The following is a 14,365-nucleotide window of genomic DNA, read 5'->3' as shown; positions in this document are numbered from 1 at the left end:
TGGCGGTGTTAGAGACCGATGAGGCCTCCGGCACCGCTGAAACCGGGCTGTATTTCCGCATGTGCGTTCGCAACCTGTTTGTGGACTTGGGCTGCACTCCCTACTTCATCGGCCCCATTCCCTGGCTGCCGGTGCAGGAAGAAGGCATGGTCTTCTTGGGTCAAATCAAGGAAGGCCTTTCCACCACCGATTCAGCCGCTGCCGCTACGGCAAAAGGGATTGATCCACAGACCGGAGAACCCAAACCCACGCCAGCCCCAGCCCCAGCAACCAGAGCTTCAGGGTCTCCCGGTACCGCTACTGGACGATTCATTAACCCAGCACCGGGTTATGGCGTCACCAGCAGTTTTGGCTATCGCACTCACCCGATTCACGGCGATCGCCGTCTCCACAGCGGCACCGATTTTGGCACCCCTACCGGCACCATCATTCGAGCGGCTGACGGCGGGCAGGTCACCTTTGCGGGTATCAGCGGCTCCCTCACCAGCGGCTACGGCAGGCTCGTCATCGTCAACCACGGCAATGGCGTAGAGAGCTACTACGCCCATCTGCAAGGCTTTTTTGTACAAGCAGGCGACATCATCGCCCAAGGCGATCCGGTCGGTCGCGCCAACAGCAGCGGCTGGTCAACGGGGCCGCATTTGCACTTTGAGGTGCGCCAGAACGGTCAGCCCCAGAACCCCATGAACTATCTCAGTTAAGGAGTGTAGCAATGAGACTTAACCGCGCCGTATTGGCTGGTTTAGCAGGCCTCTGTCTCCTGCTGGTCGGTCTAATCTCTGTTGTGGGCCTCAATCTGGCTCGGGCGTCAGACCCCATTCCAGAGGCGGTCTACGACTGCCTGCCCCCCCAGACCCAAGCCACTAAACTCTGGGGACTGATTGAAACAACCTCTGGCAGCTACCTCCTAATTGGAGCTGGTGAAGGCGAGACCTACCAGGAGGTGCTGATCTACCTGGACCCTCAAGCCACCTGCCGGTCGCTGCTGCCGGAGGATGACCCGGTGCTGAGTCACTACATCCCCCTAAACTTGGCCCGTGAGTTAGCCCTCCAGCGCTATACCCAGGTGCTGCAAGAACAAGGAGGGCGCGACGCCTACCAGCAGCAGTTGACCGAGTATCTGACGGCAGCCCCCGAGGGCACCCGCAGCCAGTTTCCCCAGGAATACATTTGGGCGCTGGAGCAGCTGGGCATCGAGCTACCACCCAATAGCTATGAGGTGCTGCGCTGATGCGTTACTACACCGAACACCCCTCAATTCTGGGGCAGATTGATTCCACTTCTACTCAATCCATCTCTCAGCTAGTGTCCTCACTCCAATCTCGCCAGGGGCTCACCCTGCTCGGCTGTGTGGTGCTGATTGCTGCCTTCTCCCTCATGAGCCAAGGCAAGAAAGGCAAGCTTGCCACCAGCCGCTTTGGTGGCAGCCCCGAGAAATTCGCTGCCCGCAAGCGTGCGGTGCGGCAAATTCAAGAGCGCAAACGCAATGCGGTTTCCCTCTACATTGGCAAGCCTACCCGCAAGCAAGATGCCCGGTCTCTATACCTGCCGGACCTTCAGCGGGGCATCGCCGTTTGTGGTGGGCCAGGCTCCGGCAAAACCTTCAGCGTCATCGATCCGCTGATTCGCTCCGCTCTAGACCAGGGTCTACCGGTGGCAATGTATGACTTCAAGTACCCCACCCAAAGCGCTCGCCATGCTGCCTACGCCGCCAAGCTGGGCTACGACGTGCGCGTACTGGCCCCTGGGTTTCCCGAGTCCGAGGTGTGCAACCCCATCGACTTCCTTCGCAGCGAGTCCGATGCCGAGATGGCCCGACAAATCGCCACGGTGCTCAATAAAAACTTTCGGCTGATGACCCAGAGCACCGAGGATGGCTTCTTTGCCGCTGCAGGCGATCAGCTCACAGAAGCCCTGTTGATGCTTGCCAAATCTACCCAATACCCCGACATCATGACCGCCCAGGCGGTGCTGGGGCTGACCAACCTAGGCAACCGAGTGGCGGCAGCTCAAGGCATGAACAGCTGGATTCGGGTGTCTTTCAACCAGCTCATCGGGGTCAAGGATGCTGAGAAAACCGCTAGCGGCATCGTGGGCAGCGCCAGCGAAACCTTTACCCGCTTTATGAAAGAAGGGGTGCTGGGGGCCTTCTGTGGTCAAACCTCCATACCCTTAGACCTGACCGGTAAACAGCTGCTGATTCTGGGGATGGATCGGGAGCGGCGGGATGTGGTGGGGCCATTGGTAGCCACCGTGCTACACATGCTGGTCACCCGCAATGTGGCCCAGCGTCGCCAAGATCCGCTGATTGTCGCCATTGATGAGTTGCCTACCCTTTACCTGCCCACCCTGGTGCAGTGGCTGAACGAAAATCGGGAGGACGGTCTAGCGGTCATCCTCGGCTTTCAGAACCTAGTGCAGCTAGAGAAAACCTACGGTCGCGAGCTGGCCCGCGCCATCCTGGGGGCCTGCGCCACCAAAGCGGTCTTCAACCCTCAAGAATACGAAGCAGCCCGCATGTTCTCAGACTTCCTGGGGGACGAAGAAATCCAGCACAAGCAAAAGTCGCGCAATCGGGGCGGCGGCAAATCCAGCACTACCATCTCCGACCAGGAGCGCACCCGCAAGCTATTTGAACCCAGCCAGTTTCTCCGCCTGCCGCCGGGCAAATGCATCTTGATCAACCCCGGCTTTACCTCCCGAGAGGAAGCCGCCATCCCCATCCAGCAGGCGATCAAGATTCCCAATGCCGATATTCAGGCCAGCGAAGGAAGCGAAGCCCTATGGGCCAAAATTCACTCTCGACTGGTGCGCCGCAGCCCGCAGCAGATGCCTACTGCCGCCGACTTAGAAAAGCGACGACAGATGGTGGAAGCGATGCTGCCTGAGCCCCAGGCCCCGGTCAACTCGGCCTACCCCGACCCCGCAGGATTGATCGACAAGTACAGCAGTTTGCTATAGGAGACCCCCGATGACAATAGCGATTCAATCCCCCGATCTAGTGCTGGCGCAGACTCTACGGGCAAAGCTGCCCGAGGCCACCGTCAACGCTCTACTGGCCCATCCCGATATTGCCGCTGATCTCCTTCCCGTCCTGGAACAGCCACCGTTAGGCGCTGACTATGTGCCCCGTGAGATTGAGGTGCTGTACGACGATGTGACGGTTTTGCACTGGCGGAATGGCCGGATTCAAGCCCAGTGCGCCGATGTGGAGATCGACTACACGCCAACCCTGGTGGAGTGGTTGATCGATGGCGACACGGCCTACTTTTCGGTTCAAGGGTTGGAGGTAATTAACCGCATCACAATCGTGCCCCTGATGGATTTAGAAAGCCTAGACCCCTTAAAGGAGGAACCATGCAAGCCGTAGTAAACCCTGGCGAAGCCAAGCAAATCGAGCAAGACTATGCTCACACCACCCTGGCCTCAAGCGAAATGGCAGCGGCCACGGCTCAATCCACCGCCGAGGCTGTGCAGGCCTTTATTCAGATGCTGCGTGAGCGGCTCCAGGCAGTTCGACAAAAGGAGCAAGACTCTGAGAGTAATGTCTCGGATGCTCAACTCGATGATGCTGGGGATCTGCCCCAAGCTGTAGCCGAGCCCATCGAGATTAAGATGGGCCGCGAGATTGTCTACCGTGAGGGCTATGCCGATAAAGACCCCATCAACAAGCTCAATGCCAATACATTGAAGCTGCTTCAGGCAGCCGTAGACGCACCCCAGCAGCCGGGCGCTGAGGCGACTACTGGGGCCAAAGGGACGATCAACATCAAGGCCGGAGATGAGCTGGTTTACCGGATGAGCAAGGGGGCGGTTGAGACCAACCTGCTAGAACCGGATCTGGTTAATCAGGCGAGAACGGTTTTCCCGGAGGTTTCTCAGGAGGAGCCGCCGCCAGAGATGCCCCATTCCAGTCAGACAGAGGTGTCTTCCCCGAAGGCATTATCCGCTGACGATCCCAAGCTGGCGGGTGAGACTGTGCCGTCTGTGTCCTCAGCAGAAGCCGCCACAGAACCTGAGCCCAAGGAGACCTTAGCCCCTGGGGCAGGTGAAGAGTCCCGACTGGCAGATGAGCCTGTGCCCGCCGTCTCTGTAGCTCCTGTCCAAGCATCCACGGAACCTGAACAGCAACCACCAGCCAGTCAGCCTGCTCCCACCCGAGTCGCAGATCAGCCCCTGAGCATGGCCTCGCCCAGGGTAGTCTCCATCCTCGACGTGATAGAACGCCAAAATCAGCAGGTGGTCGAAAAAGCCACCCAGAAATGGATGCAGCAGACCACACGGGTAATGCGGCGTTCGTCCCAGCAGTTGACCGAACGGGTGGTGGCCCTGGCGGCGAATATCCGCAGTCGGCAGGTGGCCTCTACGGCGGTGGATTTGCTCCAAAAGTACGGCACTGCCTACAGCCCAGGCCGAGGCTTCTATGTGGCAGAGAGCTACGTGGTCAGCTCTAAGGGCCGCATGGTCACGGTCTCAGATCGCCAGGGCATTGAGCTGATGACGGCCCGCAAAACTCGCTGGGGGTTGGACATCCTTAAAAACGACATGGTGGCCTCCCAAGAGGCCGACTTCATGAAAGCCCGCCAGCAAATCCAGATCCAGGGAGTGGATGGGTTGTCACCAGAGCCCCCCATGCGGGTGCGACAACTGGGCAACCTTGCGCCAGCCGGGGACAGGGGCATCACCCGCGATCTCACCGCCCTGGCTCTGGCTAAAACCGCCCGCAAACTGCTCGATGTCACCGGCAGTCGCCCCAACGTGCAGGGCAAGCGGGTCTTCCAAGGAGGCAGCCAGTATCGGATTGAGGAGACTCCTAACAGCTTGAAAATTCAGGCGGGGGAGCGTGGGGCAATTCTCAGCATCGACAACGGCAAAATCAAATCCGATCTCACGTCTAAGGATGTGGCCTATTTCCGCTTTATTGATCGGGAACTCAGCCAGGATTTACAGCGGCACCAACCAGCAAAAGTGACGCCCTTGAATAGCCGACAACGCAGCCGTGCCGTAGGCATGGCCATGGGTGAGTAGGAATGGTGGAGAGTGCCCACCAGCAGCTCGTGAACCACTTCACCTCCCATTTCCTGGGGGGTGAAGGGTTTACGACCATTACCGCCGCCCGGCAACAGGCGGTGCTGGTGTTGGGCACGCCAGTCAATCCTGGCACAGCCCTGGCGAAGCAGGTGGATGAAGCAGTGGAGGGGGCAGTGGTGCGAGCAGCCCAGGGCATCCTTCAAACCTCGGCCACAACTCACGACACCTATGCTCGGCTGATCGAGTTGCACGATCGCCAGCCCGCTCTAAATGTTCGTTCCTCCACCAGCGTGTTGCAGCAGGCCTACAGCACACCGATTCCCATCGCGTTTTTGGCCTCTACCCTGGCGGGCATTACCCCCGAAACCACCGTCTACGAACCCTCGGCTGGGCATGGCGCATTGCTGGTGGGAACTGACCCCACCCAGGTAACCGTCAATGAACTCAATCCAGATCGCGCCGCTGACCTGCGGGCTCAGGGGTACCGCGTCACGGAGTTGGATGCGGCGGAGTATCAGCCAGAACGTCTGCACGATGTGGTGATTGCTAACCCTCCCTTTGGGGCGGTGCGGGACGCGCAGGGGCAGCGTAAGCGATTCAGGTTGCCCGGCAACCTGCGGGGGACGACTCAGATTGATCAGGCGATCTCGTTCCAAACTCTAGGAGCGATGAAGGACGATGGTCGCGCCGTTCTAATCCTGGGCGGCAAGCTGGGGGTAGACGCAGAGCTGCGTTCTGAGCGCTACAACACTCTGGAAAGCCGAGGGTTCTTCTATGCCCTGTATCAGCAGTACGCCGTCACCCAACACATTTCCATTTGGGGTGACCTGTACCGCAAACAGGGCGCGGGTTTTCCGATTGATTTGATTGTGATTGAAGGCCGAGGCCGGTCGGAACGCCCGTTACCTGCCGCTAATGTGCCGGTTATCTACAAGTCGTTTGCTGAACTGAAGGAGTTGATTCCCCATGAACCTATCCACCACGCCCGTTTCTCCCTGGACGTACCCGTTCATGAGCTGTCGGTACCCCAGCTTTCCCAACCTCTGGACGCTGGAGGGCCTGGGAACGCTATTCATCGTCAAGGTGCCACCAGCGCTAGAGCAACTGAGCGAAGCGACTTACCTCCAGCTGATGAAAACTCGGCTGGACAGAATGATTCAGGACTCCATCTCAGAAACCTCCCAAATCGAGACGCAACAAGGGCTGGCCACCACCCTCAGCGAATTGGACTGGGCTCAGGAGATTCCGATACTGGATCCGGACGACGAGCCCGACTTCGCCCTGGAGTATTGGCGGCAGCAGTGGGCGGAGACCTTGATTCGGAGCAACTGGCGGTTTCAGGAACGACTGGGCCACTACGGGGGGATCTTTCCGGTAACGCCCGTAACCCCCAGCTATCCGGATTACCTGGACTGGCTGAGCCTGCACGACGAGACCACGCTGGAGGCGTGGCTGGTCGAATTGAGTCTGTAGCCCTTCACCCAGAACTCATTATGAATACTCCTCTTTCAACCGGCGGCGCTGAGGCTCCGTCGGCAGACACCTATGACGTCCAGCCCCGGCAAGTGGCCTATGTGCCCAAAAGCAAGGGCTTCTCAACTCAGACCCTGATTCCCTTCAACATGGCTAGTGCGGCCCAGCAGGCGCTGGAGCGATTCGAGCAGCAGCAGGGTGATATTGACGAGTACCTGGCCACTCGACTGGGCTATGGTTCCGTTTCTGAACTGCACCAGTACTTCAGCGCTGAACAGGTCGATGCTTCGGCCCTGGCGATCAGCAATATCGAGCGGGGAGCCGGGTTCATCACGGGCGACCAAACCGGCATTGGCAAAGGCCGCATCTGCGCCAGCATCATGCGCTATGCCCAGCAGCAGGGGAAGATTGCGCTGTTCATCACCAAAGACAAACCCCTCTACGCCGACATGATGCGGGATGTGGGAGATATTGGGATGCGTCGGTTTTCGCCGTTCATTACCGATAGCGGCACCGAGATTCCGCTGGCCAATGGGGCGGCGTTGAAGACCGCCGGGGCCGCCAAGCAGCAGGCAGAAATGCAGTCCATGATCCAGCGTGGTAACCTGGGCCGCTACAGTGCCGTGTTTACCACCTACAGCCAGCTTCAGACGGTGGGGAAGAAAGAACCACTGCGGCGCACGTTCCTGAGGCGGATGGCTCCTAACGCCATTTTGATCCTGGATGAAGCCCACCAGGCGGGGGGCAGTAAAGGGGGATGGAAAGAAGCCGGGCCACCGGATCGGGCTGACTTTGTGCGGGAGTTAATCGACCTGTCCTCGGGGGTGTTTTATTCCTCGGCCACCTATGCCAAACGGGCTGATGTGATGGACTTGTATGCTCGGCGCACGGATTTACGACTGGGCGTCAGCAGTATGACGGCGCTGGAGAACATCCTCACCCGTGGAGGTGTGCCGCTTCAGCAGATTGTGGCCAGCAAGTTTGTCGCCTCGGGGCAAATGCTGCGGCGGGAGCGGTCTTACGAGGGCATTTCGTTTCAGGCCAAGACCGTGCCGGTGGATCGGGAGGTAGCGGACGACTTCTCGGCGGCGATGCGGGCGATTAAGGATTTTGACCGGGCCAAGCAGAAGGCGGTGAAGGCGATTGGTAATGAGGTGAAGGCGGAGGCGAAAGCGCTGGGCGAGGACGGGGCAATTGGCGAGGTGGGGGCGAAGAGTACCAACTTCACGTCGCTGATGCACAACTGCATTGAGCAGGGGCTGCTGGCCCAAAAGGTGGATGCCACGGTAGAAGAGGCGATCTCAGCGCTCCAGAGGGGCGAAAAGCCTGTGATTACGGTAGCCAATACCATGGGCAGCTTCATCGAGGCCTATGCCGCGTCCCAAGATTTAAGCCCTGGAGATGCTATGAGCTTGTCCTTTGGAGATCTGCTGGAACGGTATTTGGAGCGCTCCAGAGATGTGGTGGTGACAGACTACCAGGGCCACTCCACCCGGCTGCGCCTCAGCGATGACCAACTCGGAGCCGAGGCGGTTTTGGTCTATGAAGAAGCGCTGGACTGTATTCGCGAGTCCGACTTCAGCAGCATTCCCATTAGCCCGATTGACTACATCGAGCAACAACTGGAGCGGGCAGGCTACCAGGTGACTGAAGTCACCGGGCGCAAGGCGGGGATTGAGTATGGGGCTGACGGCTCCATGGCCTACAAGGTGCGGCTGGGGGAGGAAAAGACAGCCAAGGGCAAGATCGATGCCGTGGCCCAGTTCAACGCTGGGGATGCCGATGTCATCTTGCTCAACTGCTCGGGGTCTACAGGGATCTCGCTCCATGCCTCAGAGAAATTTGCCGACCAGCGGCCTCGCCATATGATTGTGGCCCAGGCGGAGCGGGACATCAACGTGTTTATGCAGATGCTGGGCCGGGTGCATCGCACCGGGCAGGTAGCGTTGCCTGCCTACACGCTGTTGATGGGAGACCTTCCAGCGGAAAAACGACCGGGGGCGATTCTGTGCCGCAAGATGGCCAGCCTGAATGCCAACACCACAGCGGCGCGGGAGACCGATATCTCGCTGAACACCGTCGTAGATTTTATGAATCCCTATGGGGAGCAGGTGGTGACGGAGTTGCTGACGGATGACCCGGAGCTGAATGCCAAGCTAGATTTTCCATCGACTCAAGCTGAGAACGATGCCTCGGATATTGCCCTGATCAAGCGTGTGACGGGTCGGATTCCGTTGCTGCCGATCGCAGAACAAGAAGCGGTCTACAGCCTGATTGAGTCGGAGTACCGTGACCTGGTGGATCAGGCGCGGGCGATGGGGGAGAACATCCTGGAGGCGGATCAGCTGGATTTGGAGGCCAGGCCCCTGGCGCGAATGGAGGTAATGGCCGATGACAGCGAGACCGCCAGCGAGTTCACGGGGCCGGTGTACCTGGAGATGGTGGAGGCCAAGAGTGAGAGTAAGCCGCTGACTCAGCTTCAGGCGATCAATGCGGTTCGCGAGTCGGTGGGATTAGCTGAAGTATCAGCGGTGGATGCCCATGACCCAGATGCCCTGTCCCTGCTGGCCAGGCAACAGGTGGCGACGACCATTACTGAGTTGGAAGCGGAGACCAATCGCTACCGGCAGGCGGCAGTGGCTCAAAAACAGGACAGTAAGGCGATTGAGAAGCTCAACGACCGAATTGAGCAGCAGTTCATGCATGTCTCCAGCACGCTCGAAACCTTTGTACCGGGGACACCGCTGCGGTTGGTGACCCCAGCCAGCAAGACCATTCTCTATGGCGTGGTGGCGGGGGCCGATGCCAAAAAGCGATCCGGGAGTCCGGCTGCACCCAATCGCTGGAAGCTGAGGATTTTGGTGGCCGATTCGGCACGGCAAATCACGGTGCCGTTCTCGAAGTTCAACACGGGGCGAGCGGGGGCGATCGATGCCACGGTTCAGGCCGAAGACTGGTTCGGCAATAGTGTGTACTCGCTGTTCGACATGCAGCAGGAAGCGGGGCGGGTCAACCGGCAGATCTTCACCGGCAACCTGATCAAGGCGTTTGAGAAATACTCCAACGGCAAGTTGGTGAACTACACCGACTACCGAGGTGAGGTATGCCAGGGGCTGATCATGCCCAAGGGCTTTGATATTGAATCGGAGCTGACCAAGGAGCCGGTGGCGTTTAAGGAGCCGCAGCAGGTGTTTCGGTTCCTGACGGAGTTGACTAACCGGCAGGGGACAGTGAAAACGCTGGATGAGTTGCTGTTGCTAAAGCCGCAGCAGGCGGGGGACGGGTTTATTTTGCAAGCGCCTAAGTCGAAGGAATCAGGCGGGCGGTATTACCTGGATGAAGAGCTGATTGCGGCAGCGGGGTCGGATTTTTATTCAGTAGCAGACCGAATGGAGGTAGTCATTCCACCAGAACGGCTGGAGCGGGTGCTGGGAGTCGTGATGCACCAGAGGAATTACACCCTGGCGGCGTTTGAGTTTAAGGAGGTGGCGCGACAGTTGATGGGGGTGGCGTTGCCGACGCTGGAGAAGGTTGAGATCCAGGAGGTGAAGCCTCCGGTTGTTTCTCAGCCGGTTGTGCCTGCGATCGCAAATCAACCCAGTCCAGAACCAGCTGTAGAAAGGCCTGTGGTTGAAACTCCAGTGTCCCCAGTTGTCCCCAATCTGCCCCCAATGGGCCAACTGGAGAAACGAATTCTGCGCTTTTTGAGGAATGCCGGGATTGAGCAGGAGGTGATGACCTCTCGGGAGTTTCACCTGCGGATCGAGAATGAGCCTTTCATTCCGCTGGTAGTGGAGCGGCAGGGGGATGAGCTGTACCTGACCCATTACTTGACCCAAAGCGGGGATATGTTCATCGATTCGGAGATGGTGTTTCGGGTACGCGGTGAGGGGCATATCGAGTTCAAGGAGACGGCGGTACAGAGCCTGCGGGGTGGAGAGTCGCGACTGCCCGATCGCGGCTTTGCCCAGATCTTCTCCAAAAATATTGTGCAGCAAGGGTTTGCAGAAGCAGCCCAGGCTCAGCTTCAGGCCCAGGCGGAGTCTGAAATGGAGCCGGAACTGGAAGATGAGCGATCACGGATGCCGAGTGATATGCGGCAGTACCTGGAGGTGAAAGAGCAGTATCCCGATGCGATCGCACTGGTGAAGTCGCCGGATCAGCGGTTTTATGAGGCGTTTTTTGAGGGCGCTCGGCCCTTGATCGAGCATCTGGAGATGATTGGCACCAGCATGGAGTCTGGGGTGAAAGAACTCGGACGGGTACGAGTGGCAGGGTTCCCGGTGCAGAGTTTACACAAGTATTTGGATCGGTTGACCCAGCACGGGGAGGTGGTGATTGCGGATGGGGAGGGAGCGATTTCCATCCACCCCCATCAACTTCCAGAACCAACCCTGGAAGAACCAGCTCCAGCTCCTGTCGAACCTATTCCAGAGTCCCAGCCCTCAGCGCTAGCGGTTGAGGAGCCTGAATTTCAGGTGCAAAACCTGTTTGACCTCGACCAGTTTAGTAGGGCACAACAAAATGGACATAGGGAACGCCAGACCACCGATCCCGCCTGGACTGACTCGGCAGGAGAACCTCAACCAACAGCGCCAGCATCAGAGGTCATTACAGCGCAGCCTACAGAATCATTGCCAGCGCCTACAGTTCCAGAAGTAGCCGAGCAGGGGCAACAGGTAAATGAGGTAGTGCCGGAGTCCCCAGAACCGTTACAGCATTCAGCCTTAGACACTTTGCGGGACTGGTACCGCGCTGCCCGCGACTTGGGCCACGACCCGCTACACCTAGAACAGATCAAGCAGTTAGGCCTCTCAGCCAAACAAGCTAACGGCAACGGCTTTAACCTCGCGCCAACCCTACAGCAGGCGATGGCTCAAGATTTGGCCCAATATCAGGCGTTGCAGCAGCGGGGAGAATACGTGGCCCAGGCTTCTCAAAAAATCTTGTCGGTGATCGGGCAGACCCGAGGCCCCCATACCCAGTTTCGCGGCAAGGTTTATGAATTGAAGCAGACCGCTGACCGGCTGACCGTCCGTAGAGTGACGCCTCAACCCCAAACCATTTTAGAAATGGCCCAGGGGAAAATTCAGCGCACAGTGGTGACGGCTGAAGACTGCCAACGATTTCAGCGATTTGTGCAGCGCCTAGAATCAGACCGTGTGCCCACCCCAACCTCAGCAGGACTTGAAAGATGATGACCCTGGCCCCCTTGCCCGCCGATTACCGTCCCCAGTCCATCGTGATTTTGTGCGATGGGCAAAAGGCCGTGCATGTGGAGGGCAACGAAATGCAGCTTGATGTGGAGTGGACGGCAGAGCGCGAACCCGAGCGCATGGAGATGTTCTGGGATGGGGTATTGGTCTATGCCCAGGTAAACCAGAAGCTCACGGTCAACCGGCTGGAGCTGGTCACCGACGCTACCCACCCCATGGAATGGATCTTTCAAACCCCAGCGGGTCAAGCCGATGAACCCAGCTCTACACGCCACGTTTGATTGGCTCCAGGTTCAGGGCTTGCCACCGCTGCCCGTGGCCCCAGCCCAAGACCCGACGCGCTACCCAGCCCACAACTGGGATGGCACCCTGAAGCGCGACAAAGACGGGACTCTGGTGCCCGCCTTCACCGGCAAGAACCCCAGCTATGTGGATAGCAGCGGGATTCACCATCTGATCCGCCACACCCAGTATCAGTATCGGATGCCAACTCAGGCTGAGCTTCAGACCTGGTTTGCCAATCCGGCTAACGGTATTGGTACTCTGGGCGGCTGGCACAATATCGTTTGGGTCGATGTGGATGTGAAGCAGTTTGAGTCGCAGCTGACCTGCGACCAGCGGGTCTCCGATTGGCTGAGCCAATACCCGCTCTTACAGCAGACATTTACAGAACGCACCCACAGCGGCGGTTGGCGGCTAGCGGTGCGAATCCACGAAAAAAGCTTTACCAATTTCTCGCTGAATGGGGTAGGTGGCCAGCACATGGGGGAGGCTCTGGGACAAGGGCGCTTCACCGTGCTCTCGCCGACGGTTGGCCCGAGTGGCAAGGCCTATGTCAATGTGCAGCGGGTGCCGCCGGTTTGGGTAGAGCGGTTGGATGCGATCGGGCTGTACCCGGTGAGTGGTCGTAGGGAGCAAGGCCAATCCCGCCAGTCTCGACCCCACATTCAAGCTCAGCCTCCTCAACCAGGAGTCTTGCGGCTGGAGGATCTCGCCACAGCGAGGGCTCAGGCGGTGCTGCATGGGGATAGTCCGCTAGAGTCCCGATCCCATTCCCTCACCTATGCCCTACGGGAGTTCTATGGCTGGGAAAACTGGGCTGCCCAGAACCAAGTGCCGATTAGCGGCAATGCCGAGGAGTTGGCGCGAGTAGCAGGGGCCGCTTTGGGAATTGATGCTGAGCGGGTGGAACGAATTATTGAGAGCATTGCTGATCCGGGCAATTGCACCCCAGCGACGTTTTTTGCGGGGGGTGAGACTAGCGCTTGGAGACGTGTGTGGAAGCTAGACCAGCAGGTATATAAAGATCTGTGCCCTGGCCGTATTAGGCAATCTATCGACGTTATCACTAGAAGGAATCACCACATGCTGAGTGTGGCTAAACCTCAAAAGAGGCGAGATACAAACGTTAAGGATTTGGAGTCTCACAAAACTGAGATCTCCGCAGCTCAGACTCAAACATTGCTACGCCAAGCTTGGGGAATTTTAGCTCACGCCCACCACTTATTGCACGGCGATACTACTGGTGAGCGTTCTGTGCTCGGTTCCAAGCGATGGGTGGAAGGACAAACATATCGAATAATAGCTGAAGGGCAACAGTTAATTATTCAGGCTTGTGGCAGGGGCACTATTTTGCTCGCTCAGAGCAATACAGTTATATTAGAAAACCTAACTGAATCCGATCTAAATCGGTTCCAATCTGAGACAGCACGGATTCAACAATATCGGTGTTTAACTAGCTCGAACAATACATTTACCGCCCTTCCCAGTTGGGAGCGTTAATTATGAGTTATTTGTGCAGTGAACTTATTTTAGATTAGCGATTAAAACATTCACTGAGCAGGCACGATCAATTTTTCAGAATTTGATTGAGAACCTTTTGTTTCAATCTGCTGATTTCTGCATCCGCCAAGTTGCGTGGGCGGGGCAAGTGAATCGGCACGTCCAGTTCAATGCGACCCTCTTGAATGACAATGACGCGATCGCCCAGCATTACCGCTTCTTCCACATCATGGGTGACTAGCAACGCGGTAAACTGCTGCTCTTGCCAAAGCGTTTCAATCAAGCGCTGCATGTCAATGCGGGTGAGGGCATCGAGTGCCCCTAAGGGTTCGTCGAGCAGCAGCAGATGCGGTTGGGTGACTAACGCCCGCGCCAGAGCCACTCGCTGTTTTTGGCCACCCGATAGTACCGTCGTCCATGCTTGGGCGCGGCTATCGAGCCCCACCTGCTGCAATGCCCAGTGACTGCGGGGGCGAGCCTGTTCTTTAAGACCCAAGGCGACATTTTCAATCACCTTGCGCCAGGGCAGCAATCGAGAGTCTTGAAACATCACCCGTGCTTTGGTGTTGAGCCTGTTCAAGCGCTGACCATCGAGGACTATTTCTCCAGAGGTCGGTGTTTCTAGCCCCGCTAGCAGGCGCAGCAAGGTGCTTTTGCCACAGCCACTTTTACCCACCACAGCAACAAACTCACCTGGGGAAATTTCGAGACTAAAATTATCGAGCACGGTCAAATCACCAAACGCTTTGGTGACGCCGTTTAGCCAAACGTGGGTGCCGCTAGCGTTTGTGGCTTGGGTTGGGGTGTGAGAGGTTTGAGTATTGGTCACGGGAAGAGTAGAGGGTTAGGGGTAGGGAGTACGA

9 protein-coding genes are annotated in these 14,365 nt (G+C 57.9%); 8 read left to right on the top strand and 1 reads right to left on the bottom strand.

Annotation, left to right across the window (positions count from 1 at the left end; all coding sequences use genetic code 11):
- From AC0QKW_RS03215 to AC0QKW_RS03180, 8 genes are all read left to right on the top strand, one after another.
- Nucleotides 1-701: M23 family metallopeptidase (locus tag AC0QKW_RS03215; protein WP_473149613.1), on the top strand; the 701-nt coding region annotated here is incomplete at its 5' end.
- 11 nt (nt 702-712) lie between these two features.
- The gene (locus tag AC0QKW_RS03210; protein WP_473149612.1) at nt 713-1,231 is read left to right on the top strand and encodes a hypothetical protein; all 519 of its coding nucleotides are present in this window, start codon (nt 713-715) and stop codon (nt 1,229-1,231) included.
- On the top strand, nt 1,231-2,961 hold the full coding sequence (locus AC0QKW_RS03205; protein ID WP_473149611.1) for a type IV secretory system conjugative DNA transfer family protein: 1,731 nt from the start codon (nt 1,231-1,233) through the stop codon (nt 2,959-2,961). Before AC0QKW_RS03210 ends, AC0QKW_RS03205 begins: the two co-directional genes overlap by 1 nt.
- A 10-nt stretch (nt 2,962-2,971) precedes the next feature.
- Entirely contained in the window at nt 2,972-3,370 is a 399-nt protein-coding gene (locus AC0QKW_RS03200) for a hypothetical protein (RefSeq protein ID WP_473149610.1), read from the top strand.
- A complete protein-coding gene (locus AC0QKW_RS03195; RefSeq protein WP_473149609.1) occupies nt 3,358-5,028 on the top strand; it encodes a hypothetical protein in 1,671 nt (556 codons plus the stop codon). The genes AC0QKW_RS03200 and AC0QKW_RS03195 overlap by 13 nt, the downstream gene beginning before the upstream one ends.
- Before the next feature lie 2 nt (nt 5,029-5,030).
- Nucleotides 5,031-11,702 carry a strawberry notch C-terminal domain-containing protein gene (locus AC0QKW_RS03190; RefSeq protein ID WP_473149608.1) on the top strand — a complete coding sequence of 2,224 codons (6,672 nt, stop codon included), beginning with the start codon at nt 5,031-5,033 and terminating at the stop codon, nt 11,700-11,702.
- A complete protein-coding gene (locus tag AC0QKW_RS03185) occupies nt 11,699-12,001 on the top strand; it encodes a hypothetical protein (protein WP_473149607.1) in 303 nt (100 codons plus the stop codon). Before AC0QKW_RS03190 ends, AC0QKW_RS03185 begins: the two co-directional genes overlap by 4 nt.
- Nucleotides 11,973-13,502 (top strand): bifunctional DNA primase/polymerase, encoded by a 1,530-nt coding sequence (locus tag AC0QKW_RS03180; RefSeq protein ID WP_473149606.1) that lies wholly within the window; start codon nt 11,973-11,975, stop codon nt 13,500-13,502. Before AC0QKW_RS03185 ends, AC0QKW_RS03180 begins: the two co-directional genes overlap by 29 nt.
- A gap of 67 nt (nt 13,503-13,569) precedes the next feature.
- Here the strand turns inward: AC0QKW_RS03180 and AC0QKW_RS03175 are convergent, their stop codons facing one another.
- Nucleotides 13,570-14,331 (bottom strand): ABC transporter ATP-binding protein, encoded by a 762-nt coding sequence (locus tag AC0QKW_RS03175; RefSeq protein ID WP_473149605.1) that lies wholly within the window; start codon nt 14,329-14,331, stop codon nt 13,570-13,572.
- Between the last annotated feature and the right edge of the window lie 34 nt (nt 14,332-14,365).

This window comes from Pseudanabaena sp. PCC 9330 (assembly GCF_055795045.1).
The sequence above is the reverse complement of the archived record's forward strand: the minus strand, read 5'-3'. Positions and strand labels throughout refer to the sequence as shown.